The sequence below is a fragment of the Paenarthrobacter sp. E2MeOHC11 genome, from assembly GCF_058744955.1.
The window spans coordinates 3,281,430-3,304,992 of the sequence record NZ_CP196673.1; the positions used below are offsets into that span (position 1 = coordinate 3,281,430).

A 23,563-nucleotide genomic window follows, 5' to 3' on the forward strand; every position below is an offset into this window, starting at 1 on the left:
CTTTGCTGGGTGGCCCATGCTTGGCTACACTTTTCGGTATGCCTAACTTTTCGTTTCGGCGCGCCAAAGATGTCCGCCGTTTCGCTGCTGCCCTGATCACCATCACCCTCGCCCTTGGCGTCACCGCTTGCGGTGGGAATTCCTCCGCAGGAGGTGATGACAAGCCCGTGGTTCTAACAACGTTCACTGTGTTGGCGGACGTGGCCAAGAACGTTGCCGGCGATAAGCTGCGCGTGGAGTCCATCACCAAGGCCGGCGCCGAGATCCACGGCTATGAGCCAACGCCGGGTGACATTCGGAAAGCCGCCCAAGCCGATCTGATCCTGGACAACGGACTCAACCTTGAAGCGTGGTTCGCCCAGTTCGTGGAAGACCTGGACGTGCCGCACGCGGTGGTCAGCGATGGTGTGGAGGTCATGCCCATCGCGGAGGATTCGTATCAGGGCAAGCCGAATCCGCACGCGTGGATGTCGCCCAAGAACGTCCAGATCTACGCCAACAACATGGCCAAGGCGTTCGCGAAGCTGGCGCCGTCCCATGCTGCCGAGTTCGAAGCCAACGCGAAGGCCTACAACGCCCAGCTCCAGACCGTGCAGGACGAGATGGTCTCCAAGCTCTCCGTGTTGTCGGAGAAGCAGCGGGCGTTGGTCACCTGCGAAGGTGCCTTCTCCTACCTGGCCCGCGATGCCGGCCTCAAGGAGGTCTACATCTGGGCCGTGAACGCTGAGCAACAGGCAACGCCGCAGCAGATCACCCGTGCCATCGAGTTCGTGAAGGAGAACCAGGTTCCGGCGGTGTTCTGTGAATCCACGGTGTCAGACGCTCCTATGCAGCAGGTGGTGGGTGCCACTGATGCCACGTTCGGAGGGACCTTGTACGTCGATTCCCTCTCTGAAGCGGACGGCCCCGTTCCCACGTACCTGGACCTCATGCGCCATGACGCCAAGGTCATCACCACGGCACTGACAGGAGCAACGCCATGAGCACCCCCGCGATCGCTGTCGAGGACGTCACGGTCCATTACGGCGAGGTCCTGGCCCTGGACAAGGCGTCCCTCACCTTGGACCATTCAAGGATCTGTGGCCTGGTGGGCATGAACGGCTCGGGCAAGTCCACCCTGTTCAAGGTCATCATGGGCATGGTGAAACCCGATTCCGGCAGGGTGCTCATCAATGGGGAACCTCCGGTGAAGATGCGCAAGGATGCGGGCATCGGCTACGTTCCCCAAAGCGAGGACGTGGACTGGGCGTTCCCCTTGTCCGTCCGGGATGTGGTGATGATGGGCCGCTACGGGCACCTCGGATTCACGCGCCGGCCCCGCAAAGCCGACCGTGACGCCGTCGAGCATGCTTTGGAACGGGTGGAACTGAGCGAGTACGCCGACCGGCAGATCGGTCAGCTGTCCGGCGGGCAGAAAAAGCGCGCCTTCGTAGCCCGCGGCATCGCGCAGGGCGCCACCATGATGCTGCTGGACGAGCCGTTCGCGGGCGTGGACAAGAGGTCCGAGGCCACCATCACCAGGCTCCTCCGCGAGCTGGCCGACAACGGCGCCACCATCCTCATCTCCACCCACGACCTTCATGCCCTTCCCCAACTCTGCGATGAAGCGGTGCTGCTGATGCGCAAAGTGCTGATGCATGGAAGCCCGGACACCGTGCTCCAACCGGAGAACCTTGCCATGGCCTTTGGCCTCGACGTCATGAACAGGGGCTGAACCGTGGAATTCCTGCTGGAACCCCTCAGCTACGACTTCATGGTCCGTGCCCTCGCCACCACTGCCATCGCCGCAGTGGTCTGTGCCGTCCTGAGCTGCTGGCTCGTCCTCATCGGCTGGTCCCTCATGGGTGACGCCGTCTCGCACGCGGTGCTTCCCGGCGTCGTCCTCGCGTACATCGTGGGTGCCCCGTTCGCGCTCGGTGCGCTGGTGTTCGCCCTGATCGCGGTGACGTTGATCGGGGTGGTCCGCAATACCAGCCGGGTGAAGGAAGACGCGGCGATCGGCATCGTGTTCACCTCGCTGTTCGCGCTCGGCCTGGTGCTGATCTCCGTGACCCCGAGCCAGACCGACCTGAACCACATCATCTTCGGCAACCTGCTGGGCGTCAGCATCCCGGACCTCATCCAGGTGGTGGTCCTGGGCGTGGTCGCCTTTGCGATCCTGATCCTCAAACGCCGCGACCTCACCCTCTACGCCTTCGACCCCACACACGCCCACGCCATCGGCCTGTCACCCAAAAAGCTCGGCGCCCTGCTCCTGGGCCTGCTCGCACTGACCTCCGTGGTGGCGCTGCAGACCGTGGGCGTGGTGCTGGTGGTCGCCATGCTGATCATCCCGGGCGCCACCGCCTACCTGCTGACCGACAGGTTCTCCCGGATGCTGGTCATCGCGCCCGTCATCTCCGTAGTGTGTTCGGTGGCCGGGATCTACCTCAGCTACTACCTGGACACCGCATCCGGAGCCATGGTGGTCCTCACCCAAGGAGTGGTGTTCGCCGGCGTCTATCTGTTCAGTCCGCGGCAGGGACTGATCGGCACACGACTGGCCAAAGCGCGCCGGAAGCGGGCTGTGGCCACCGTGTAGCGGTTCTAGCGGACGGCCGAGCGCTTCACCGTGATGTCCCCGTAGGCGTTACGGGCGCGGATCTCCACTTTGTCCATGCTCTCGCCGGGTCCGCCGCTTGCTTCGAGTCCATTGCGCACGCGTCCGTACTTGGTGTTGAGGTCAAGCCAGGCGGCGGTGCCTTCACGCACACCGACGACGAGAGTGCCCGCGCCTGTCTGCACGGTGAGGTTCCCGGCGGCGACTTCGCCCACGGTGATGTCGCCGCTGGACGACTTGACGGTAGTGGACAGGCCGGCTCTTTCCAGGGAGACGTCACCATTGGCCGCACTGACGCTGAGCTCGCCGGCGGCATGTGCGATGTAGGTGTTGCCGTTGCCGTTCTTTATTGTGGCAACGCCTTCAATATCCCTGATACGGATCTTTCCGGAGCCGGTTTTGATCCTGGACCTACCTGAGGCGTGCTCCACGGTGACGTCGCCCATGTCCGTATGGGCCCGGAGCTCACCGCAGTGGTCCATGCTGATATGTCCCAAGTCGGTCCTCAGCTCGGCAGTGCCGAACCCGCCTTCGCAGCGGAGGTCGCCCATGGCGGACTTCAATTCCAGGCTGCTGCCCGTGGGCACCTCCACGGTGATTTCCACGGCGCCGCCGTCGCTGAACCAGGTGTGGCGGAATGCGGGGTGAAGCCTGACCTGCAAGCGGCCGTCCGCGTAGTCCACAGTGGTTTGCTCAGCCATCCTGACATCCAGGCTTCGCTTGGCCTTGCGGGGTTGGACCGTCACCTCAGTCTCGGGGTGGTCGCGGGCTACGATCCAAATATCGCCGCGGACGGAAACGTCAACAACGACGGCGATTGGCTGGGGAGTCTGGAACGTTGCCATCAGCGTGCCCATCCTGTGAAGTTCTGCTCGCCGGGTTCGCGGCGCACCTTCCGTTGGGAAGGGCCACCGCTGTTCAGCGACTCGGCGACGGCCCGGACCAGCCATGAGTTTACTGACAGGCCGTCTTTGCCCGCCGCGTCCTCAACCTGCTGCTTGAGGTGATCGGGTAGTCGGAGCGTCGTCCGCGTTGTGCTGGCTCCGTCGAGGTCTTCGGGTGCGATGGGCTGCCGTTCGTTGACTGTCTCAAAGTCTCCGCTCTGCGGGTTGCTGACAACGAATTCAGGGTCGCGGCCGCGGAGCCTGACCTCTACGGAACCCGGCGCGAGTTCCAGCGTGATCTCGCTTGCGGCATCCGAGAGGGCCTCCAGGAGGACCAGTCGCACAGTGGATTCGACGGCGGCGGTGAGGCGTTCGCTGAGTGCGCGCGCTTCGGGCCCACCGGCCTCGGCGGCGGTGTTCAGCTGATGATGGACTGCGGTCACGTACTGGTTGAGCTGCATGACATCATTCTGACGCCAAAGTGGTGTCATTTCAAGAGCTTATTGAACTCTGATGGTGTCGTCCTTGGTACTCCCGCTTGACGGGGACCATGTCCGCCGGGCAGGCTGGAGCGATGAAGTCTTGAGCGCAGCCCTGTCTGCGGCTGCATCCCCAGTACCCACACGGCTTTCTGCCATCCACTGCGGACTTGCGAGGACACCTCTTGACTGACCACCTTCACCTTTCCGGCGTTTCCCACGGCTACGGGGACCGCGAACTCCTGCACAATGTCGACCTCGTCATCCACCATGGCGAACACGTGGCAATCGTCGGCGAAAACGGCGCGGGTAAATCCACGCTGCTCCGGCTCATGGCTGGCGTCGAAACGCCCGACGACGGCACTGCGGGTCTGTCCGGGAACGCCGGCTACCGCGTCGGTTACCTGGCGCAAACCCATGGGCTCTCCGAGTCGTTGACAGTGGGGGACGCCATCGACTCCTCCCTGGCATCCCTGCGTTCCTTGGAAGCGCGAATCCTGGACCTCGAATCAGGCCTGGCGGATGCCGACACCGAGGAACTCGAGCTCTACGGCAGCCTGCAAACGGAGTACCAACTCCGCGAGGGCTACGCTGCCGAATCCCGGGTGGAAGCGGCGCTGGACAAATTGGGGCTGGGAGGCTTGGACCGGCGTCGAACGCTTGGATCCTTGTCCGGCGGCGAGCAGGAGCGTGTAGCGCTGGCCTGCCTGCTGGCCGATCCAGCCGAAGCGCTGCTCCTGGACGAGCCCACCAACCACCTTGACGCGAACGGTACCGCCTGGCTTGAGTCCCGATTGGCTGCCCATCGCGGCACGGTAGTGGTGGTCTCGCACGACCGTGTCCTGCTGCGTAAGGTAGCCGCCACCATCATCGAAGTGGACGCCGACCGTCGGTCCGTGAACCGCTACGGGAACGGCTACGAAGGCTACCTCCGCGAGAAAGCAGCCGAGCGTGCCCGTTGGGTCCAGGAGTACGACGAATGGCTCGACGCCATGGCTGCCGAACGCCTCCAGGCCGCCACGGTGGCCGACCGCATGGGCTACGGACGCAAGCGCGACAACGACAAGATGGCTTTCGGGTTCAAGGCCGGAACATGGCAGAGTGCGGCATCCAGCAAAGTCCGCAACGCCCAGGAGCGGCTTCGCAGGCTCGAAGAAAACCCCGTTGACCGGCCACCCGTGCCACTGAAGCTGGCGGCGCCGCTGGGTTCCGTGGCTGAAACGGACTCCGAACCCGCGCTGGAAGCCCACGGAGTCAGCGTGCCGGGACGGCTCCACACCACCGACCTCAAGGTGGAAACCGGACAAAAGGTGCTCATTACGGGCCCCAATGGCGCCGGCAAATCCACCCTGTTGTCTGTGCTGACGGGCAACCTGGAACCCGCGGCTGGATCCGTGACCATCAAGGGCAAAGTGGGCTACCTGCAGCAGGAACTCGACGTGCCCGCGCGGCCGGGGCTCCGGCTGCTCCCCGCGTTCGCTGCGGGATTGGGCGGAAACATTGATGACCATGCCGAGGGGTTGCTCCACCTGGGGCTCTTCCGGCCTGCTGAATTCCACGTCCCCGTGGGTGGCCTCTCCGCAGGTCAGCAACGCCGGCTCGCCCTGGCCCGGCTCCTGTTGGGCGGCTGCGAAACCATGATCGTGGACGAACCCACCAACCATCTGGCACCCGTGCTGGTGGAACAGTTGGAGGCCGCGCTGGCGTCGTTTGCCGGGACGCTGGTGATCGTGAGCCACGACCGTGCCTTGGGGGAGTGGTTCGATCGGTGTGCTTCCAGTCCTGGCCGGGAGGCGTCTACGGGGACGTGGGTCCGGTACGGGATGCAGGACGGCAAATTGCTGTAATCCTCACGCGGTTTCAACGCCGGTGAGCTGTTCGCAAAGTGATCGTTACGCCTCGTGCTGTGGGCGGAAATACGGCGTCGCGCGTTCTGAAACAACGGCAGAGCACCATGGGAAGGGAACCGGCCGAAAGGACTTGTCCCGTGATCATCCAGAACCTCTTCCTGCAGGGCATTTACCACTTCGAGGGCACCGGGCTGGATAAACCGGTTCCCATCCATGCCGAGCTCTCGCACTTCGTCCCGGACGGCGTCGTCAACCAGACGCTGTACTTCCGCGGCGGCAACTCGAGCCCGGAACTGATCACCGTTGTCCTCATGCGGGACCGCATTCCCATGCGCTATTTCCCCATAGGCGCCAAGGGCGATGTCCACATCCCGCTGAGGGTAGTGGAGGACACCGATGGCGGGTCGGTGATCGAGCTGTTCCTGGTGGCGCCCGCGGGCGTTCGGGGATCAGTGGTGGTGGATCTCGGCATGGTGGAGCACTGATGAAGAAGCGGCTGGTGGTGATCGGCAACGGCATGGCCGGTGCCCGTGCCGTGGAGGAAGTCCTGGCCAGGGGTGGCGGTGACATCTTCGACATCACCATGTTCGGCGACGAACCTTATGGAAACTACAACCGGATCATGCTCAGCCATGTCCTCTCGGGCGAGGAAAGCGATGCGGACATCTTCCTCAACGCCCTCCCCTGGTACCAGGCGAACAACATCACTCTCCATGCCGGGGTCCTGGTGGACCGCATCGATAAGTTCAGCCGGCACGTTTTCGCCGCCGACGGCCGCGTGGTCCAGTACGACCAACTGATTATCGCCACCGGCAGCCGCTCCTTCCTGCCACCTATGGACGGGCTCCATACGCCCAGCGGAACGGTCCGGCATGGCGTCTTCACCTTCAGGACCATGGACGATACCCGGAAGATGATCGAGTTCGCCCAGCACGAGCACCACCGGCGGGCAGTGGTGATTGGCGGCGGATTGCTCGGGCTGGAGGCGGCCCGGGGGTTGCAGGCCTACGGCCTGGACGTTGATGTGGTCCACTCGGGCGGGCACCTGATGAGCGCCCAAATGGGGCCCGACGGCGGTGCAATACTGCGGCGGAGCGTGGAGGCGCTGGGCATCAAAGTGCACACCGGAAGCCGGACCACGGCGATCCTGGGTTCGGACAGCATCACCGGGGTGGGCCTGCGCGACCAACCAGATCTCGAGTGCGACATGGTGGTGGTCACCGCAGGCATCCGGCCCAACGTGGGTGTCGCCGTCGTGAGTGGTTTGGCAGTGGAACGCGGCATCGTGGTCGACGACCACCTCCGGGTGATGGACGAAGAGGAAATCTACGCAGTAGGGGAGTGCGTCCAGCACCGCGGGCAGGTGTACGGACTGGTGGCACCCTTGTGGGAGCAGGCCGCCGTACTGGCCGATCACGTCACCGGAGTGGACCGCAACTCGATGTATCTGGGCTCCCGGACTGCCACCAAACTGAAAGTGGCCGGTGTCGACGTCGCTTCCATGGGACTTCATGGCCCCGAACGGGATACCGATGAGCACATCGTTTTCTCGGAACCCGGCCGCGGAGTGTTCAAGTCGATCGTGATCCGGGACAACAAGATGGTGGGCGCCACCCTGCTGGGCGACAGCCGCAAGGTGGCCTACCTGACCCAGGCTTTCGACCAGGGTTTGCCCCTTCCTGAGGAGCGGCTCTCGCTGATGTTCGACCTCGGCTCACCGGGGGAGGAGGAGAGCGTTGCTGAGCTGGCGGACAACGCCCAGGTCTGCAACTGCAACGGCGTTTCCAAAGGGGCACTGGTGTCCGCCGTTCGTGGCGGGTGCGCTTCGGTGTCCGCTGCCATGGACGCAACCCGTGCAGGCAAGGGCTGTGGGTCGTGCAAGCCCATGGTCACCCAAGTGGTGGAATGGGCGGCTGGTGGTGCCGTGGAGGAAGACCCGGCAGCTAGCTACTACGTTCCCGGAATTCCGCTGGACAAGGGTTCCTTGATGGCCGAGATCCGTTCGCGCGGCCTCCGTTCAGTTTCGGAAGTCTTTGCCGCCCTGGCGCCGGGCAGCGCCGAGGACGCCAAATCCAAGATGGGGCTGGCATCGCTGATGAAGATGATGTTGGCAGGAGACTACGTTGATGAACGCGACGCCCGGTTTATCAACGACCGCGTACACGCCAACATCCAGCGTGATGGCACGTTCTCCGTGGTGCCCCAGATGAAGGGTGGGGTGACCTCGGTCCAGCAACTCCGAAGGATCGCCGACGTCGCAGAGAAGCACAACATTCCCATGATTAAGCTGACCGGCGGGCAGCGGATCGACCTGCTGGGAGTGCCCAAGGAGGAGCTTCCACAGGTGTGGGCGGATCTGGACATGCCGTCCGGGTATGCCTATGGCAAGAGTTTCCGCACGGTCAAGACGTGTGTGGGGAAGGACTACTGCCGGTTCGGGACGGGGGATTCAACCGGACTGGGCATTGGTCTGGAGTCGCGTTTCCAAGGAATCGAAGCGCCGGCCAAGCTGAAGCTCGCGGTCTCCGGCTGCCCACGCAACTGTGCCGAGTCCTTGGTCAAGGACGTGGGTGTGGTGGCGGTGGAAGGTGGCCGCTGGGAAATCTACATCGGGGGAGCGGCGGGTGCCCACATCCGCAAGGGGGACCTCCTGGTCACGGTGGATACGCCCGAGGAAGTCACTCTCCTTGCAGGCCGCTTCATGCAGTACTACCGGGAGAACGCCCATTGGTTGGAACGGACGTACTCCTTTGTGCCTCGGGTGGGGATTGAGCGGATCCGCAGCGTCATTCTTGACGATTCCGAAGGGATCGCCGCCCGCCTGGATGCAGCGATGCAGGCCTCGGTGGACAGCTACGTGGACCCTTGGAGCGAACGCGATGATCCCCTGACGCCCGGCCAGTTCCGCACCTCCCTGCCTTTGACAGTTCTGCCGCAGGTGCCGGTCCGATGAAGATTCCGCTGGTCCTGGGACCTCTTGACCAAATTCCCTTCGGTGAAGGCCGGGCCTTTGGCGTCGACGGCGAGCAGGTGGCAGTGTTCCGGCTCAGGGACGGAAGCCTGCGCGCCGTTTCGGGTGTCTGCCCGCACAAAGGCGGCCCCATTGCAGACGGAACCATCGACCAGCACGTGGTGATGTGCCCATTGCACCAGCACGCCTTCGAACTCCAAACCGGCTGCTCCACCACGGGCGCCAAACCCCTTCAAACCTACAAAGTCTTCGCAGATGAGGCCGGGAATATTGTTCTGGAGGCCGGCTGAGCGGCGATGGTTTGAGGTGCAGCGGGGGACCTTTTCCACAGCCCCTTGTTGCCTGCGTCACGGGCATTCGGGTTAATCCCGTAAGATAGACGGGTTGCGCGAAGCTTCGGCGTTCTGCGTTCTTTGTCACACTTCGGGTCCTCAAAGGAGGAAAAGCTCGAATTTTGTGTGCCAAAGACGCCTGTGTTCCGGCATGGGCGTGACACCTACAGCAAGACCCCAACCCACAAGGAACAGCTGTGCCGCAAAGTACTCCCACAGATCTCCAGAGCTCCAAGGCGTCATCCGCAGCCGCGGGCTCAACCCTCAGCGCTGAGGGATACCAGAAGACCCTGAGTCGCCGCCACGTCACCATGATCGCCATGGGCGGCGCCATCGGCGTCGGCCTCTTCATGGGTGCCGGCGGCCGCCTGGCCTCCACCGGCCCGGCCCTGATCTTCTCCTACGCCATTGCCGGCGTCATCGCTTACCTGCTGATGCGCGCGCTCGGTGAACTCATCATGTACCGCCAGACGTCCGGCTCCTTCGTGAGCTACGCCGGCGAAATGTTCGGCAAGAAGGGCGCCTTCCTTTCCGGCTGGATGTATTTCATCAACTGGGCCATGACAGGTATCGCCGAACTGATCGCGATCGGCCTGTACTTCCAGTTCTTCTTCCCGAACGTGCCCATTGAACTGTCTGCCATCGCCGCGCTGGTGCTGCTGGTGGCCGTGAACCTGTTCAGCGTCAAGGCTTTCGGCGAATTCGAGTTTTGGGCTTCCTGCCTCAAGGTCGCGGCCATCGTGATCTTCCTGGCTGTTGGCACTTTCATGGTTGTCACCAACGCCAAGGTGGGCGACGGCAACGCGTCCGTTGCCAACCTCTTCCACGAAGACGGGGGCATGTTCCCCAAGGGCGGCCTGGTGATGATCCTGGTCCTCAACGCCGTGATCTTCGCCTACAACGCCATCGAACTCGTCGGCATTACCGCTGGTGAGATGGAGAACCCCGAACGCGAAGTTCCCAAGGCGATCCGCGCCGTCGTCATCCGTATTGTGGTCTTCTACGTTGGTTCGGTGACGCTGCTGGCAATGCTGCTTCCGTCCGACCAGTACGTGGCCGGCACCTCGCCGTTCGTTACCGTTTTCGGCCAGATGGGCCTGGGCTGGATGGGCGACGTCATGAACATGATCGTCATCACCGCCGCACTGTCCTCCTGCAACTCGGGCCTGTACTCGATCGGCCGCATTTTCCGCACCATGGCCAACAACGGCCACGCTCCGCAGTGGCTCACCAAGATGTCCACCCGTCACGTGCCGTACGCCGCCATCCTGGCGATTGGTGGCGTCTACCTCGTGGGCATCCTCCTGAACATCTGGCTGGGTGGCTCGCACGCCTTCGACCTCGCACTGAACACCGCATCCATCGGCGTCATCTTCACGTGGGGTTCCATCTTCGCGAGCCAGATTGCCCTGCGGAAGAAGCGCGGCAACGTCTCCAGCCTGCCGATGCCCGGTTCGCCGTGGACCAGTTGGCTGGGCCTCATCGCGCTGCTGGCCATCACCGTGCTCATCGGATTCGACACGATGACGGACAAGGCAACCGGCGAGGTCTTCCTGCTGGGTCTATGGACGTTGGCCACCATCCCGTTCTTCGCCCTGGTCCTGTGGCTTGGGTGGCAGAAGGTCAAGAACAACGAGCCCAAGAGCGAGCTGTTCAGCTAAGACCCGTCTGGTCCTTGCGTTTCAAACGTACGACGGCGCGTGCCTCCTTCCGGGGGCACGCGCCGTTTTCGTGGTGGGCGTCGCGTTGTGGGTCCTAGCTGAGCTTCGGGATCAACACTGGGGTGCTCTTCTTGTAGGCCTCGTACCCCGCCTCGCCGCCCCAGGTCTTGTCGGCCTTCTTTTCCAGCAAGGGGATGCCGCTGACCTTGGTGAGCAGGAGGGCAACGAAGATCGGGGAGATCAGTGCAATCCACTGCCAGCCTTGGAGTACCGGGATGGCGATGATGGCCACCCCCGTCCACAGGAGGATCTCGCCGAAGTAGTTGGGGTGCCGGGACTTTGACCACAGTCCGGTGGAGATGAACTTTCCCTTGTTGGCCGGGTTGGCCTTGAACCGGCTCTTCTGCAGGTCGGCCACGATCTCGATGAGGAATCCTGCCGCCCACACCACGAATCCGAGGACGGCCAGCCAGTCCAAAGCCACCCGGTTGGTGCTGGTGATGGCCACCCATGCTGCTGCGGCAGTGAAGACCACCCAGAGTCCTTGCATGGTCCAGACGTTGAGGAAGCGGATGAATGATGGCTTGATCTCGTCGAAGCGGTCGTCCTTGCCGGACTTGTGGATCCGCCGGGACAGGAAGGTTCCCAGGCGGAGGGCCCACGCGGCAACCATGGCCGCAAGGAGCAGCGAACGGGCATCAATTCCGGGGGTGGCAAGCACCAAAAGGACGGTGATGGCTACATAGGTCAGTGAGCCAGTGAGATCGAAGTACTTCTCTGTCTGTGCTTTGAAGGACGGGATGAAGACAAGCCACTGAATGATGAACGCGGCGGCGACTGCGGCGGCGAAGACCGGAATCCCGGCCAGGCTTGCTCCGTTCTGGCTTCCAGCCACGGCGACGAGTCCGCCCAGCAGCACCACCACAGGAAGGGCAATGAGGCCCTTCCTCTCTGAATCCTTCACGACAGCGTTCCTTTCACGGCGGCTCGAGCGGCGGTTCCCCACAACGCCTTTTTCCTAGCCTGTTTTATGTTCAAACTAATTTGATTACTATATAACCATGCAAAATCATGAAAAGGCTACCGGAGAGTCGGCCCACCCGACCTCCCGGACCTTGCAGGGTCTGTTTGGCCTGGCCAATGAGACTGAACGCGAGGTAGCCCGGGCCCTCGGACTCAACCTCACTGACTACAGGGCGCTCACCGTACTGGCTGAGTCGGGACCCGTTACTGTGGGTGCCCTCGCCTCGGACTTGGGTGCTACAGCGGCCACCACAACTGCGCTGGTCAGCCGTTTGGAGTCGCACGGGTTCGTTGAGCGCCTGCGCAGCATCGAAGACCGGCGGCAAGTGCACGTCAACGTCACCAGTTCGGCATCCCTCCAGGTCAAGGACCTGCTGCAGCCGCTCCTGTCTGCTGCCACTGCGCACGTGGACGCGCTGCCTGCTGAACACCAAGCCGTCGTCGGGGACTTTCTCGACGCCGTCCTGGGCCTGATGCAGGAGCACCTGCAATCCCTGTCAGCTGGGGGTGCCCGTTGAGAGAGTTCACCTCCCCGCCGCTGGTTGACACGGCCAACCACCGCAACGCCACGGAGTTGCTCATGGAACGCGTCCGGACGAACCCCGGGCATATCGCTTTCGAAGTCCGTGCGACGGATGCGGCCATCACCGATCCGTGGCGGCAAGTCACCACGGAGCAGTTCGTGGACGAGGTCCGGGCACTGGCCAAGGGTTTCATCGCGGCGGGCATCCAGCCGGGGGAGTCCCTGGCCATCATGTCCCCCACCCGTTACGAGTGGGCACTGGCCGATATGGCGGCTTGGTTCGCCGGCGCCGTCGTGGTTCCGGTTTACGAAACCTCAGCGGCGCCGCAGGTGACGGCGATCCTGGCCGACGCCGACGTCAGGCTTGCCGTGGGCGGCACCGCGGAGCACGCCGCTTTGCTGGAGCAGGGTTTCAGCACCGCAAAAATCCAGCCCCTGGGGATCTGGACCATTGATGCCGTGCCCGGGGCGGATCTGGCAGATTTGGTGGCCCGCGGTGTCGGGATCCCGGACAGCACCGTTGAGGAGCGCCGCTTGCTGGCCGATCTCGACTCCGTTGCCACCATCGTGTACACCTCCGGCACCACGGCGGCGCCCAAAGGTGCGCTCATCACCCACGGCAACTTCGTGGGGCAGGTCCTGAACGTCGCCGGAGCCTACACGGAGGTGGTCCGAGAGGGTGGCAACACCATCATCTTCCTGCCCATGGCCCATGTCCTGGCACGCGGGCTGCAGCTGATCTGCCTGGCCAACGGCATGCGGATCGCCCACCTCTCCGATCCACGGGACGTGGTTCCTGCACTGGGCGCTTTGAAGCCAACGTTCCTGGTGGTGGTTCCGCGTGTGCTGCAGAAAATCCAGGCATCGGCCGCTGCCGCCGCAACGCAAAAGCGGCTGGGGCGCGTGTGGGCTTCGGCGCAAAGCACGGCAGTGGAGTGGGGCCGGTTTGCCGAAGCGCACGACGCCGACCAGACCGTCCGTGCCTCTGCCGGCCTCCGCATCCGGCGGGCCCTGTTCGACCGCCTTTTTTACGCCCGGCTGCGGAAGTTGGTGGGCGGACGCCTCGATTACCTGCTGTCCGGCGCCGGGGCCCTCGACGCCGAACTGTCCCTGTTCTTCCGAGGACTGGGACTTCCCGTGATCGAAGGCTACGGCCTCACGGAAACTACCGCCCCGTTGACGGGGAACCTGCCCGGGGCCATTAACTCGGGGTCCGTGGGCGTTCCCATGCCCGGCACCACCGTGCGTCTCTCGGACCAAGGTGAAGTCCTGGCCCGCGGTGTGGGCGTCTTTGCAGGCTACCGCCGGCAGGCGGACAACGCCGAAGCGTTCGTCGACGGCTATTTCCGGACCGGGGACCTCGGCGAGCTGGACCATCTGGGCCGGCTCACCTTGAAGGGGCGGATCAAGGACGTCATTGTCACCGCCGGCGGGAAGACCATCTCCCCGGCCATTTGGGAAGGCTACGTTGAAGGCGACCCCCTGGTTGCCCACGCCGTGATGGTGGGGGAGGGCAAGCCGTATCTCGGTGGGCTGGTGCTGCTGGACCCCGAAACCTTGGCTGCGTGGGCCGAGCGCGAGGGCATTGCAGATCTGAAGGGCCTCCGGATCCCCGACGACGGCGGCGCAGTCCAAATCGACGACGTCCGGCTTCTGGCCGTCATTGGCAAGGCCGTCAGTGCTGCGAACGCGAAAATCGCACGCTCCGAGCAGGTGCGCCGGTTCGTCTTGCTGCTGACCGACCTGACGGAGGCCAATGGAATCGTGACACCCACCATGAAACTCAAGCGTGCGGCTTTCACCGAACGCGCACGGCACATCGTGGACAACCTCTACGCTGACACCCGGCGCCAGGGATGAGCCGCGGCATGAAGCGCTGGCTTCTGTCCTACGCGCTGGCAGCAGTGATTTTTGCCGTGATCGACGTCGTATGGATCCTCACCGTGGCGCAGCGGCAGTATGAAAGCCAGATCGGACACCTGATAGCGTCCAGTCCGCAGCCAGTGGGGGCGGTGCTGTTCTACGTAGTCTTTGTTGCCGGGGTTGTTCACTATGGCGTGCGGCCAGGGAAGGCGGACCTCACGCTGGGTCGGCGGGCCGCGGGAGGAGCGTTGTTTGGCTTCTTCACGTACTCGACCTGGGCGTTGACGGCGCTCGCCGTGCTCAAGGACTTCCCGCCGATGGTGGCGGTGACCGACATTGCCTGGGGTGTTGGTGTCTGCGCCGTGGTCACTTGGCTGACTGCCCTCATTGGGACTGTCAGGGGTCGGCACTAGGCTCGATGTATGGAACACACCACCACCCTGACGCAGCACATTAAGGCAGGCCCGGAGAAAGTCTGGGCCGTTATCTCGGATATCCCGGGCTCGGCCGGCACACTCTCCGGCATCGACTCCGTCCAGTTGCTCAGCGAGGGCCCGTACGGCGAAGGCACGCGATGGAAAGAAACCCGGACCATGATGGGCAAGCAGGAAACCGTCGAAATGTGGGTGTCCCAGGCCGACCCGCCGCGCAGCACTACTGTGAAGGCGCTTCAGGGCGGCGCTGATTACACCTCGCGCTTCACCCTGTCCGAGCGCGACGGCGGAACGGACCTTACGCTGACGTTCGGCGCCGAGGTCCTCAAGCCGTCATTCCTCAGCAAGGTGGGTATGGCCCTCTTCGGGAAGATCGGCATGAGCATGACGCGCAAGGCACTCGCCAAGGACTTGACGGAGATCGCAGCAAAGGCGGAATCCCTCTGATGGCGGCTGCGAAGGTTGCGGCCCCTAAGATTTCACCGGTCCGTTTGGAAGAACTGCGCGACGACGACGCTCCGGACTTCCAGCGTGGCGAACGGTACGACGGCGTCAGGTGGACCAAGGTTTCCGCTGACGGGGAGGAGCTGAGCGGCTCCGACTTCATCGAATGCGAGTTGAACGGTGTCTCCTTCAACGAGGCGCAGTTGCGGGGCGCCACGTTCCGGGAGTGCATTCTGGCCGAGCCGTATGCGCCGGTCTTCACTGCCGCGCGAAGTTCCTGGCAGGACGTGGAAATCAGCAACCCCCGGTGGGGCTCAGCTGAACTTTATGAGGGAAACTGGCGCTCCGTCCGGATCGATGGCGGCAAGCTGGACTATGTGAACCTGCGAGGCTCCAAGCTCATGGACCTCCAGATCTCCGACTGCATCATCAACGAGCTCGATCTCGGTGGTTGCGCCGGGACCAGGATCGCTTTGAAGAACTGCACCATTGGCACCTTGGACGTTACTGGGGCCAAGCTCAAGGACGTTGATCTGCGGACGTCCGAGTTCCGGGGGATCAATGGATTGGCGGGGTTGGCGGGGGTTGTTATCGACGACTACCAACTCAGCCTGATGGCACCTTTGTTGGCGGGCCATCTGGGGATCCGGGTGGTGTGATGCGGCGGGCGGGCCGGCTTAACGGAGAGCTTCTCCTGTTGACCGGCCCGCCGGGCCGTGTAATCTTTATAGAACGAACGGTCGGTATATTATTCCCGGACCGGTCCCTTTCACTTCGCGAAGGATGTTCTCATGGTCGAGGCTTTTCTTGTTGGCGGCGCACGTACGCCTGTAGGTCGCTACGGTGGGGCGCTGTCCTCCGTCCGTCCGGACGATCTCGCAGCGTTGGTGGTCCGGGAAGCGGTGGCGCGTGCCGGCGTCGACCCTGACTCCATTGACGAGGTGATCCTCGGCAACGCCAACGGCGCAGGCGAGGAGAACCGCAACGTGGCCCGTATGGCCACCATTCTGGCGGGACTTCCCCTCCACATCCCTGGCATCACGGTGAACCGCCTGTGCGCCTCCGGTCTCAGCGCGATCATCATGGCCAGCCACATGATCAAGTCCGGTGCTGCGGACATCGTGGTAGCCGGCGGCGTTGAGTCCATGAGCCGAGCGCCATGGGTCCAGGAGAAGCCGGCCACAGCATTCGCCAAGCCGGGACAGATCTTCGACACGTCCATCGGCTGGCGCTTTGCCAACCCGCTCTTCACCAAGGGTGAGCTCTCCCGTGACGGCAAGATGACGTACTCCATGCCGGAGACGGCCGAGGAAGTGGGCCGGGTGGACAACATCTCCCGTGAGGACGCTGACGCCTTCGCCGTCCGCTCGCACGAGCGCGCGCTGGCCGCCATTGCCGGCGGCCGCTTTAAGGACGAGATTGTTCCGGTCACGGTCACGACGCGTAAGTCCGAGACAGTGGTGGACACCGATGAAGGTCCCCGTGAAGGCACCACCATGGACGTCCTGGCCAAGCTGCGGCCTGTGGTCCCTGGCGGATCCGTGGTCACGGCAGGCAACTCTTCCACCCTGAACGATGGTGCATCGGCCATCATCGTCGCGTCAGAGGCAGCCATCAAGAAGTTCGGCCTTATCCCACGCGCCCGCATCGTCGACGGAGCTTCAGCCGGTTGCGAGCCGGAAATCATGGGCATTGGTCCTGTTCCGGCTACTCAGAAAATCCTTGCGCGTACGGGCCTCAGCGCGGATCAGCTCGGCGCCGTGGAACTGAACGAAGCATTCGCCACGCAGTCACTCGCGAGTATGCGTCGCCTCGGGTTGAACCCTGACATCGTGAACAACGACGGCGGCGCCATCAGCTTGGGGCACCCGCTCGGTTCCAGCGGCTCACGTATCGCCATCACGCTGTTGGGCCGGATGGAGCGCGAACTCGCCTCCGGGACTGGACCGAAGCTCGGGTTGGCGACGATGTGCATCGGCGTCGGACAAGGCACCGCGATGCTGCTGGAAGGCGTGTAATGGCACTGAACCCGAAAGACTTCAGCACGCTGCTCATCGAGGAACGCGAAGACCGCCTCACCGTTCTCCTGAACCGCCCCGAGGTCCGCAATGCGATTGACCAGAAAATGGTGGACGAGCTCCACCTGGCCTGCGCTGAACTGGAGCGGAGCCCCAAGGTACTGATCATCGCCGGAACCGAGGGCGTGTTTGCCTCCGGTGCCGATATTGGCCAGTTGCGGGAACGCCGTCGGGATGACGCCTTACAGGGGATCAACTCCACCATCTTTGTCCGGATCGCCAGGCTTCCCATGCCCGTCATCGCGGCCTTGGACGGATATTGCCTGGGTGGGGGCGCTGAACTCGCCTACGCGGCGGACTTCCGCATCGGAACTCCGAGCGTCAGGATTGGAAACCCGGAAACCGGCCTGGGAATCCTGGCCGCGGCCGGTGCCAGCTGGCGACTGAAGGAGCTTGTCGGCGAGCCGAAGGCCAAGGAGATTCTCTTGGCCGGCGCTGTGCTGCGGGCTGAGGAAGCACTGCGGATCAGCCTCATCACGGAAATCCATGAGGCCCCGGAATTGATGGATGCCGCCCACAAGCTGGCGGACCGGATCGGACGTCAGGACCCCTTGGCGGTCCGCATTACCAAGTCGGTGTTCCACGCCCCGGCTGAAGCCCACCCGCTGATTGATACCCTCGCCCAGGGAATCCTCTTTGAATCCCAGGCCAAGTTTGATCGCATGCAGGCCTTCCTCGATAAGAAATCGGCAAAAGCCCAGCAAGACACTGAAGCGCCCACGCAAGACAGGACCCAGAAATGACAGCAGTTCCCGCCATCCCGCACGTCGTCGGAGTCTTGGGCGGTGGCCGGATGGGTGCCGGCATCGCGCACGCTTTCCTCACCAAGGGTGCCACCGTGATCGTGGTGGAGCGTGATCACGAGGCGGCTGCCGGAGCGCAAGGCCGCGTGGCCGAGGCGGTTGCCAAGTCTGCAGCCCGTGGAACCTTGAGCGAGGCCCCCGAAGCAGCAATGGCCCGCTTCAGCACCTCCACGGATTACGAGTCGTTCATCCACTGTGGCCTTGTGGTGGAAGCCGTGCCTGAGGACTACCAACTCAAAGTCACCGCTCTGAAAGCCGTTGAAGAGCACCTTTCAGCGGATGCTTTCCTGGCATCCAACACCTCTTCCTTGTCAGTCACCGGACTCGCCAACGAACTCCGCCGGCCCGCCAACTTCGTTGGCCTGCACTTCTTCAACCCGGTGCCCGCCTCTACCCTCATTGAGGTGGTGCTGGCCAAGGAAACGTCTCCCGAACTCGCTCTTGCGGCGAAAAGCTGGACCGAGGCACTTGGCAAGACCGCCGTCGTCGTTAATGACGCGCCCGGGTTCGCATCCTCCCGCCTGGGTGTGGCGATTGCCTTGGAGGCCATGCGCATGGTGGAAGAGGGCGTCGCGTCCGCGGAGGACATTGATGCCGCCATGGTCCTGGGCTACAAGCACCCCACAGGTCCGCTGAAGACCACCGACATTGTGGGCCTGGACGTCCGGCTTGGCATTGCGGAGTACCTGCACTCCACGCTCGGCGACCGTTTCGCTCCGCCGCAGATCCTCCGGGACAAAGTGGCCCGTGGCGAGCTCGGACGCAAGACAGGGAAGGGCTTCTTCGACTGGAACGACTGACGCCCGCAGGCGGTTAGGCTAACCGGGTGACTTCAATCGAACCCATCACCCTGACCGGAAAATTCGTGACGCTTGAACCGCTGAGCCCGGAGCACCACGATGGGCTGGTGGACGCAGCCCGCGACGGCGAACTGTGGAAGCTCTGGTACACCTCAGTCCCGACGCCGGAGGGCATGGCCGCCGAGATCGACCGGCGCCTGGACCTGCAAGCCAAAGGTTCCATGCTGCCGTTTGCCACGCGGTCCACGGCGACGGGCAAGCTCATCGGCATGACGACGTACATGAATATCGACGCCGTAACGCCGCGCGTGGAGATCGGTTCGACGTGGAATGCTGCTTCGGCGCATGGCACGGGAACCAACCCGGATTCCAAGCTGTTGCTCCTTCGGCACGCCTTCGAAACACTGGGTTGCCCGGCCGTGGAATTCCGCACACACTGGTTGAACCAACAGTCCCGTGACGCGATTGCCCGGCTCGGAGCGAAGCAGGACGGCGTGCTCCGGAACCACTCGCGCAGCGCCGACGGTGCGCTCCGCGACACTGTGGTGTTCTCCATCCTTGACCACGAATGGCCCGCGGTGCGCAACGGCCTCGAGTTCAGGCTGTCGAAATACGCCGCCGAGGGGTGAGCTCTCGGCATTAAGCGCGCGTGATAATCCCGAGAGCCAACCCCTCAGCGAACACTCACATCCAGGCCGTCCAATGTGCTTAGCTGGCTCCTATGGATGGGACAACCTCAGCTCACCACGCTGTTCGGTGGGATGGCGCCGTCAACGCCTGGCACGTTGCCGGAGACGTGTACCGGATGGGTCGGCACGAATGGCTCACCGGGACCGGTTGGCAGCAGATGTACGACGACGGCGTCCGCACCGTGATCGATCTCCGTGCCTCCCGCGAACGTCGCCAACGCGATACCGATCCCAAGGTGCCGGACCACGTGAAGGCCCGTATCGACGTCGTCCATTGCCCAACAGAGGATCCTGACCATAGCGACTTCAGTGAACTGTTCGGCCCCTATCTGAAGGACCCTGCCCAGTACGGTGACTATTTGCAGCTTTTCGGGGAGAAAATTGCCGCGGTGTTCAAAGCCATCGCCGCGTCCCCGGGAAAGGTGGTTGTTCACTGCTCGGCGGGCAGGGACCGCAGTGGTGTGATCGCCCTGCTCCTCCAGCAGCTGGCGGACATCGACCAAGAGGAGATCGTGCGCGGCTACGAGCTCGCTGCCCGCGGGATCAACGAGCGACACCGCACACATGGGGCGCCTCACGCGCACGACCCGTACCTTTCCGGCGACGACCTTGAGGCAATGCTGGCGCAGCGTCGGGCGAGCCTTCGGGACTTCCTTGGTTCGATCGACGCGGTGACTTTCCTGACGACCAACGGCGTCACTGAGGTTCAGATCGCGGCGGTTCGGGCAAAGCTGGGCTCCGGGCTTCCGGGCGCTGCTAACATGCAGGATTGATCACACTTCCCGAACGGAATGGACCAGCCATGAATGCCGGTGCCCGCGTCACCATCGTGACCCGTACCAAGAACCGCCCAATCTTCCTGGCACGGGCCCTGGACGACATTTTCGCCCAGACTTTCCGGGACTTCGAGGTGGTGATCGTGAACGACGGCGGCGACCCGGCCGACGTCGATCGCCTCACCTCCCAGCGGCCTGAAGCCGAGCGGGAACGCATCATCACGCTCCACCATGCCGAATCCGTAGGGATGGAGGCCGCCTCCAACGCGGGCATCAAAGCCGGCTCAGGAGACTTCATCGTGATCCACGACGACGATGATTTTTGGGCGCCGAACTTCCTGGAGAGCACGGTCGCCTACCTGGATGATCCTGCCCACGGAGCCGAGAGCGGCGTCATGGTCCGCACCGAGATCGTCATCGAAGAGCTCGTGGCAGACCGGATTGAGCCGATCCGCCGCGAGATCTTTTGGGCGGACATGCAGCAAATCACCCTTGCCGACATGCTGAAGATCAACCGGGCTGTCCCCATTTCCTTCCTGTACCGTCGCAGCCTCCACGACGCCGTGGGGTACTACAACGAAGACCTCCCTGTGGTGGGCGACTGGGAGTTCCACCTGCGGGTCCTCAGCCACTCGCGCGTTGGATTCCTCGACGGTGAACCCCTCGCGTTCTGGTCCCAGCGGCCTGAGTCCGAGGGGCATGACGGGAACAGTATCTTCGCCAAAGCCGCCGAGCACGCCCGCTACGATGCGTTGGTCCGCGATGAGCACCTTCGAGAGGGTGTTGCCCAGGGCGGGCTCGGCACCATGCTCTACCTGACGCAAGTCTTGGCCGAGCAGGAGGAGCTGATCCGTGCCCAGCAGCGTCGCCTCGACGAAGCCGCCGCCAAGCTCGACCACGTGCTGGAGCGGCTCGACGCCCTGAACCAGACCATCGTCGTCCGGACCAGCGTAGGGGAGTTCCTCAAAAAGCCGCTCCTGTTGGTGAAGAAGCTCGGGGGCAAGGGCTAAAGCAGCCCGAAGCCTTCTCTCACTTCACATATATCCGGCGTTTCGAATAACCGTTTTCATGCACTAGGATCGCGACGGGTCGCCAACCCAGCGACCCCTTCATTCGCATGAAAATCGGGGGACCCATGAGGGGTATTTCTCGCGGCCGTTTTCGGCTCGCTCTCACACTGTTAGCAGCACTTATTCTGGGCGCATTGCCCGCTGGGTTTGCGTCCCCGGCGTTTGCAGCGGCCACGGGAAGTATTTCCGGAACGGTCACGGTGCCCGAGGGCTTTGACGTAACGAAAATTACGGTGCAAACACTTAGCCCGTCGTACAGCTATGCCCAAGTCCAAGCCAACGGCACCTTCACTCTCACCGGGCTCGAAGCCGGGCAGTACAAAGTCAGCTTTAGTACCTTTGCCGCGCCCGAACTCACCTCCACTTGGTATGGAGGTCGTAAGGAAAGCCAAGCGACCGTCATTCCCGTTGCGGCCGGTGCAGTGGTGACCGGGATCAACCAGACCCTGACCATCGGCGGCAAGATCTCAGGAAAGGTCACCGTACCTGCCGGCGTGGACGTGACCAAGGTCAGCGTTAACGCAAATGCCGGATTGCCCGCCAATCCAGCAGCAGACGGCACATACACAGTCATCGGGTTGCCTACCGGCACACATGAAGTGGGCTTCAGCTACTCTCCTGAGCCCTCGCCCGTTTTGCGCACGTCGTATTCGACGTCTCCGGGCGGCGCAGCGACACCGGTGAACGTTACAGAGGGTGCCACCACCAGCGGCATCGATCAAACGCTGAAACCGGCCGCAATGATCTCTGGAAAGCTCTCGGTTCCGGCTGGTGCTGCTGCCTACAACGGCCAGGTCATGGTGGAGGCCGGCCCGGACTTTGCCCTGAACGATTTCGCAGGATCAGCGTTCCTCAGCTCGGATAACTTGGGTAACTTCACGATTGGTGGTCTCAAGGCTGGCACGTACAAGCTCCATTACCGCGCTTTTAACGACACGTGGGCCAACATGTGGCACAAGGGGGTTGCTGACCCTGCCAAGTCGCCCTGGATCACCGTGACCGACGGCCAAAAGCTCACTGGAATCCACGACTCCGCTGTTGCAGCTGCCACTATCTCTGGTTCCGTCGCCGGGGCACCCGCGCCGGGCCCGTCGATGAGTGGCCCGGGGATGGGCATCACAGCGGTGACTGCGGACGGTACGGTGGCTTCTTCCACAGTCATGGAAACGTCGCAGACCACCTACTCCCTCAAGAACCTGCTGCCCGGTTCCTACAAGGTCGGGTTCAACCGCACCAAGGGGTACTGGACCACCTACGAGGGCCAGCTGTACAAGGACCTCCCGGAATCCGGGGGTGCCGCCAATGCCACGCCAGTGACGGTTGCTGCCGGGCAGACCGCTGAGAACATCAATGCAACCGTTCGCGTGGGCGGAACGCTGACGGGCAAGGTCCTCGGCGCCAACGGCGCTCCTTTGAGCGAGGTGCCGATCCGTGTCTACACCAAGGATGGGTCCTTCACTACTCGTCCGGGAAGGACAGCGGCTGACGGAACTTTTAAGGTTACCGGCCTGACCACGGGGTTCTACTTCGTAGTAGCTGAGCCTGAAGGCCTGGGTCCGATTTTCTCGGGGGATGTTCTTGCTGAGGCCAATGCCAGGTCGGTTGCGACCGCGGTGGGCAAGAACACGGATATTGGGACGTTGAGTTATGCCACGGCTACTCAAGGTACTCGTGGCTTTGATGACGTTCCGTTGGGGGCGCAGTTCCAGGATGAGATCCAGTGGTTGGCGGATAAGGGTATTTCCACGGGTTGGGAGGCGAATGGGTCCCGGACGTATCAGCCGTTGTCTCCGGTGAACCGTGATGCGATGGCTGCGTTCATGTACCGGTTGGCTGACAAGCCTGCTTTCACGGCTCCTGCGGTGACTCCGTTCAAGGATCTTCCTGTTGGTACGCAGTTCTATAAGGAGATCACCTGGCTTGCCGATAAGGGGATCTCGACGGGGTGGGTCGAGGCTGACAAGTCCACGACGTATCGTCCGTTGCAGGCGGTGAACCGTGATGCGATGGCGGCGTTCATGTACCGGCTGGCGGGGGAGCCTGAGTTCACGGCGCCGAAGGTTTCGCCGTTTGTTGATGTTCCGGTGGGTGCGCAGTTCTACAAGGAGATCACCTGGCTTGCGGCTCAGGGGATTTCCACGGGCTGGGCCGAGGCGGGAAACACTAAGTCGTTCCGTCCGTTGCAGCCGGTGAACCGTGACGCGATGGCAGCTTTCATGTTCCGCTACAACACCAAATTCGGCGCCAACTAGCCGCCTAGCTCGACTTATCAACCAGAAGGGGT

At 63.1% G+C, this 23,563-nt stretch carries 23 protein-coding genes; 20 read left to right on the forward strand and 3 right to left on the reverse strand.

The genetic code is table 11. From position 1 onward, the window contains the following. Positions 1 to 38: 38 nt before the first annotated feature. From ACSSVG_RS15350 to ACSSVG_RS15360, 3 genes are read left to right on the forward strand one after another with little or no spacing between them, the layout of a single operon-like run. Positions 39 to 983: a metal ABC transporter substrate-binding protein gene (locus ACSSVG_RS15350; protein ID WP_492415490.1), complete on the forward strand. Its 945-nt coding sequence runs from the start codon at positions 39 to 41 to the stop codon at positions 981 to 983. Beyond that, on the forward strand, positions 980 to 1,714 hold the full coding sequence (locus tag ACSSVG_RS15355) for a metal ABC transporter ATP-binding protein (protein ID WP_492415492.1): 735 nt from the start codon (positions 980 to 982) through the stop codon (positions 1,712 to 1,714). Before ACSSVG_RS15350 ends, ACSSVG_RS15355 begins: the two co-directional genes overlap by 4 nt. Positions 1,715 to 1,717: 3 nt before the next feature. Further along, positions 1,718 to 2,581 carry a metal ABC transporter permease gene (locus ACSSVG_RS15360; RefSeq protein WP_492415494.1) on the forward strand — a complete coding sequence of 288 codons (864 nt, stop codon included), beginning with the start codon at positions 1,718 to 1,720 and terminating at the stop codon, positions 2,579 to 2,581. Between the two features lie 5 nt (positions 2,582 to 2,586). Here the strand turns inward: ACSSVG_RS15360 and ACSSVG_RS15365 are convergent, their stop codons facing one another. Both ACSSVG_RS15365 and ACSSVG_RS15370 read right to left on the reverse strand, forming a co-directional pair. Continuing rightward, complete coding sequence (locus ACSSVG_RS15365) at positions 2,587 to 3,444, reverse strand: DUF4097 family beta strand repeat-containing protein (protein WP_253468985.1); 858 nt, start codon at positions 3,442 to 3,444, stop codon at positions 2,587 to 2,589. After that, a complete protein-coding gene (locus ACSSVG_RS15370; protein WP_231340428.1) occupies positions 3,444 to 3,944 on the reverse strand; it encodes an Arc family DNA-binding protein in 501 nt (166 codons plus the stop codon). Before ACSSVG_RS15370 ends, ACSSVG_RS15365 begins: the two co-directional genes overlap by 1 nt. A 203-nt stretch (positions 3,945 to 4,147) precedes the next feature. Between ACSSVG_RS15370 and ACSSVG_RS15375 the strand changes: the two genes are divergently transcribed. The 5 genes from ACSSVG_RS15375 (at position 4,148) to ACSSVG_RS15395 (ending at position 10,776) form a co-directional block, all read left to right on the forward strand. Further along, a complete protein-coding gene (locus ACSSVG_RS15375) occupies positions 4,148 to 5,809 on the forward strand; it encodes an ABC-F family ATP-binding cassette domain-containing protein (protein WP_231340429.1) in 1,662 nt (553 codons plus the stop codon). A gap of 140 nt (positions 5,810 to 5,949) precedes the next feature. Further along, on the forward strand, positions 5,950 to 6,297 hold the full coding sequence (locus ACSSVG_RS15380) for a molybdopterin oxidoreductase (RefSeq protein WP_159701185.1): 348 nt from the start codon (positions 5,950 to 5,952) through the stop codon (positions 6,295 to 6,297). Next, positions 6,297 to 8,765, forward strand: coding sequence for a nitrite reductase large subunit NirB (gene nirB, locus ACSSVG_RS15385; protein WP_492415498.1), 2,469 nt, complete (start codon positions 6,297 to 6,299; stop codon positions 8,763 to 8,765). The genes ACSSVG_RS15380 and nirB overlap by 1 nt, the downstream gene beginning before the upstream one ends. After that, on the forward strand, positions 8,762 to 9,073 hold the full coding sequence (locus ACSSVG_RS15390) for a Rieske (2Fe-2S) protein (RefSeq protein WP_253468977.1): 312 nt from the start codon (positions 8,762 to 8,764) through the stop codon (positions 9,071 to 9,073). Before nirB ends, ACSSVG_RS15390 begins: the two co-directional genes overlap by 4 nt. A gap of 239 nt (positions 9,074 to 9,312) precedes the next feature. Then, on the forward strand, positions 9,313 to 10,776 hold the full coding sequence (locus tag ACSSVG_RS15395; RefSeq protein ID WP_231340432.1) for an amino acid permease: 1,464 nt from the start codon (positions 9,313 to 9,315) through the stop codon (positions 10,774 to 10,776). A 94-nt stretch (positions 10,777 to 10,870) separates the two neighbouring features. Here ACSSVG_RS15395 and ACSSVG_RS15400 read toward each other — a convergent pair whose 3' ends face one another. Beyond that, positions 10,871 to 11,740, reverse strand: coding sequence for a DUF1295 domain-containing protein (locus ACSSVG_RS15400; protein WP_492415500.1), 870 nt, complete (start codon positions 11,738 to 11,740; stop codon positions 10,871 to 10,873). 97 nt (positions 11,741 to 11,837) lie between these two features. On the opposite strand from ACSSVG_RS15400, the gene ACSSVG_RS15405 reads away from it, so the two are divergent. The 12 genes from ACSSVG_RS15405 (at position 11,838) to ACSSVG_RS15460 (ending at position 23,531) form a co-directional block, all read left to right on the forward strand. Further along, a complete protein-coding gene (locus tag ACSSVG_RS15405; protein WP_492415502.1) occupies positions 11,838 to 12,317 on the forward strand; it encodes a MarR family winged helix-turn-helix transcriptional regulator in 480 nt (159 codons plus the stop codon). Continuing rightward, the gene (locus ACSSVG_RS15410; protein WP_492415504.1) at positions 12,314 to 14,182 is read left to right on the forward strand and encodes an AMP-dependent synthetase/ligase; all 1,869 of its coding nucleotides are present in this window, start codon (positions 12,314 to 12,316) and stop codon (positions 14,180 to 14,182) included. Before ACSSVG_RS15405 ends, ACSSVG_RS15410 begins: the two co-directional genes overlap by 4 nt. 8 nt (positions 14,183 to 14,190) lie before the next feature. Further along, positions 14,191 to 14,598 (forward strand): DUF2177 family protein, encoded by a 408-nt coding sequence (locus ACSSVG_RS15415; protein WP_492415506.1) that lies wholly within the window; start codon positions 14,191 to 14,193, stop codon positions 14,596 to 14,598. A 9-nt stretch (positions 14,599 to 14,607) separates the two neighbouring features. After that, positions 14,608 to 15,066 carry an SRPBCC family protein gene (locus ACSSVG_RS15420; protein ID WP_231340437.1) on the forward strand — a complete coding sequence of 153 codons (459 nt, stop codon included), beginning with the start codon at positions 14,608 to 14,610 and terminating at the stop codon, positions 15,064 to 15,066. Further along, complete coding sequence (locus tag ACSSVG_RS15425; RefSeq protein WP_231340438.1) at positions 15,066 to 15,722, forward strand: pentapeptide repeat-containing protein; 657 nt, start codon at positions 15,066 to 15,068, stop codon at positions 15,720 to 15,722. The genes ACSSVG_RS15420 and ACSSVG_RS15425 overlap by 1 nt, the downstream gene beginning before the upstream one ends. Positions 15,723 to 15,854: 132 nt before the next feature. Beyond that, positions 15,855 to 17,081: a thiolase family protein gene (locus ACSSVG_RS15430; protein WP_492415508.1), complete on the forward strand. Its 1,227-nt coding sequence runs from the start codon at positions 15,855 to 15,857 to the stop codon at positions 17,079 to 17,081. Further along, entirely contained in the window at positions 17,081 to 17,884 is an 804-nt protein-coding gene (locus tag ACSSVG_RS15435) for an enoyl-CoA hydratase/isomerase family protein (protein ID WP_492415510.1), read from the forward strand. The genes ACSSVG_RS15430 and ACSSVG_RS15435 overlap by 1 nt, the downstream gene beginning before the upstream one ends. Further along, positions 17,881 to 18,744, forward strand: a complete 864-nt coding sequence (locus ACSSVG_RS15440) for a 3-hydroxyacyl-CoA dehydrogenase family protein (protein ID WP_492415512.1) — start codon at positions 17,881 to 17,883, stop codon at positions 18,742 to 18,744. Before ACSSVG_RS15435 ends, ACSSVG_RS15440 begins: the two co-directional genes overlap by 4 nt. Before the next feature lie 26 nt (positions 18,745 to 18,770). Then, complete coding sequence (locus ACSSVG_RS15445) at positions 18,771 to 19,373, forward strand: GNAT family N-acetyltransferase (protein WP_253468967.1); 603 nt, start codon at positions 18,771 to 18,773, stop codon at positions 19,371 to 19,373. A gap of 92 nt (positions 19,374 to 19,465) precedes the next feature. Further along, positions 19,466 to 20,206 carry a tyrosine-protein phosphatase gene (locus tag ACSSVG_RS15450; RefSeq protein WP_231340443.1) on the forward strand — a complete coding sequence of 247 codons (741 nt, stop codon included), beginning with the start codon at positions 19,466 to 19,468 and terminating at the stop codon, positions 20,204 to 20,206. Further along, positions 20,203 to 21,219, forward strand: coding sequence for a glycosyltransferase family 2 protein (locus tag ACSSVG_RS15455; protein ID WP_231340444.1), 1,017 nt, complete (start codon positions 20,203 to 20,205; stop codon positions 21,217 to 21,219). The genes ACSSVG_RS15450 and ACSSVG_RS15455 overlap by 4 nt, the downstream gene beginning before the upstream one ends. Before the next feature lie 125 nt (positions 21,220 to 21,344). After that, a complete protein-coding gene (locus ACSSVG_RS15460; protein WP_492415515.1) occupies positions 21,345 to 23,531 on the forward strand; it encodes a carboxypeptidase regulatory-like domain-containing protein in 2,187 nt (728 codons plus the stop codon). Positions 23,532 to 23,563 lie beyond the last annotated feature (32 nt).

Bases quoted from the DNA above. Each gene is read 5' to 3' on its own strand.
- ACSSVG_RS15350 (WP_492415490.1), top strand. From the start codon at position 39: ATGCCTAACTTTTCGTTTCGGCGCGCCAAAGATGTCCGCCGTTTCGCT.
- ACSSVG_RS15355 (WP_492415492.1), top strand. From the start codon at position 980: ATGAGCACCCCCGCGATCGCTGTCGAGGACGTCACGGTCCATTACGGC.
- ACSSVG_RS15365 (WP_253468985.1), bottom strand. From the start codon at position 3,444: ATGGCAACGTTCCAGACTCCCCAGCCAATCGCCGTCGTTGTTGACGTT.
- ACSSVG_RS15370 (WP_231340428.1), bottom strand. From the start codon at position 3,944: ATGCAGCTCAACCAGTACGTGACCGCAGTCCATCATCAGCTGAACACC.
- nirB (WP_492415498.1), top strand. From the start codon at position 6,297: ATGAAGAAGCGGCTGGTGGTGATCGGCAACGGCATGGCCGGTGCCCGT.
- ACSSVG_RS15390 (WP_253468977.1), top strand. From the start codon at position 8,762: ATGAAGATTCCGCTGGTCCTGGGACCTCTTGACCAAATTCCCTTCGGT.
- ACSSVG_RS15405 (WP_492415502.1), top strand. From the start codon at position 11,838: ATGCAAAATCATGAAAAGGCTACCGGAGAGTCGGCCCACCCGACCTCC.
- ACSSVG_RS15415 (WP_492415506.1), top strand. From the start codon at position 14,191: ATGAAGCGCTGGCTTCTGTCCTACGCGCTGGCAGCAGTGATTTTTGCC.
- ACSSVG_RS15420 (WP_231340437.1), top strand. From the start codon at position 14,608: ATGGAACACACCACCACCCTGACGCAGCACATTAAGGCAGGCCCGGAG.
- ACSSVG_RS15425 (WP_231340438.1), top strand. From the start codon at position 15,066: ATGGCGGCTGCGAAGGTTGCGGCCCCTAAGATTTCACCGGTCCGTTTG.
- ACSSVG_RS15430 (WP_492415508.1), top strand. From the start codon at position 15,855: ATGGTCGAGGCTTTTCTTGTTGGCGGCGCACGTACGCCTGTAGGTCGC.
- ACSSVG_RS15435 (WP_492415510.1), top strand. From the start codon at position 17,081: ATGGCACTGAACCCGAAAGACTTCAGCACGCTGCTCATCGAGGAACGC.
- ACSSVG_RS15440 (WP_492415512.1), top strand. From the start codon at position 17,881: ATGACAGCAGTTCCCGCCATCCCGCACGTCGTCGGAGTCTTGGGCGGT.
- ACSSVG_RS15450 (WP_231340443.1), top strand. From the start codon at position 19,466: ATGGATGGGACAACCTCAGCTCACCACGCTGTTCGGTGGGATGGCGCC.
- ACSSVG_RS15460 (WP_492415515.1), top strand. From the start codon at position 21,345: ATGAGGGGTATTTCTCGCGGCCGTTTTCGGCTCGCTCTCACACTGTTA.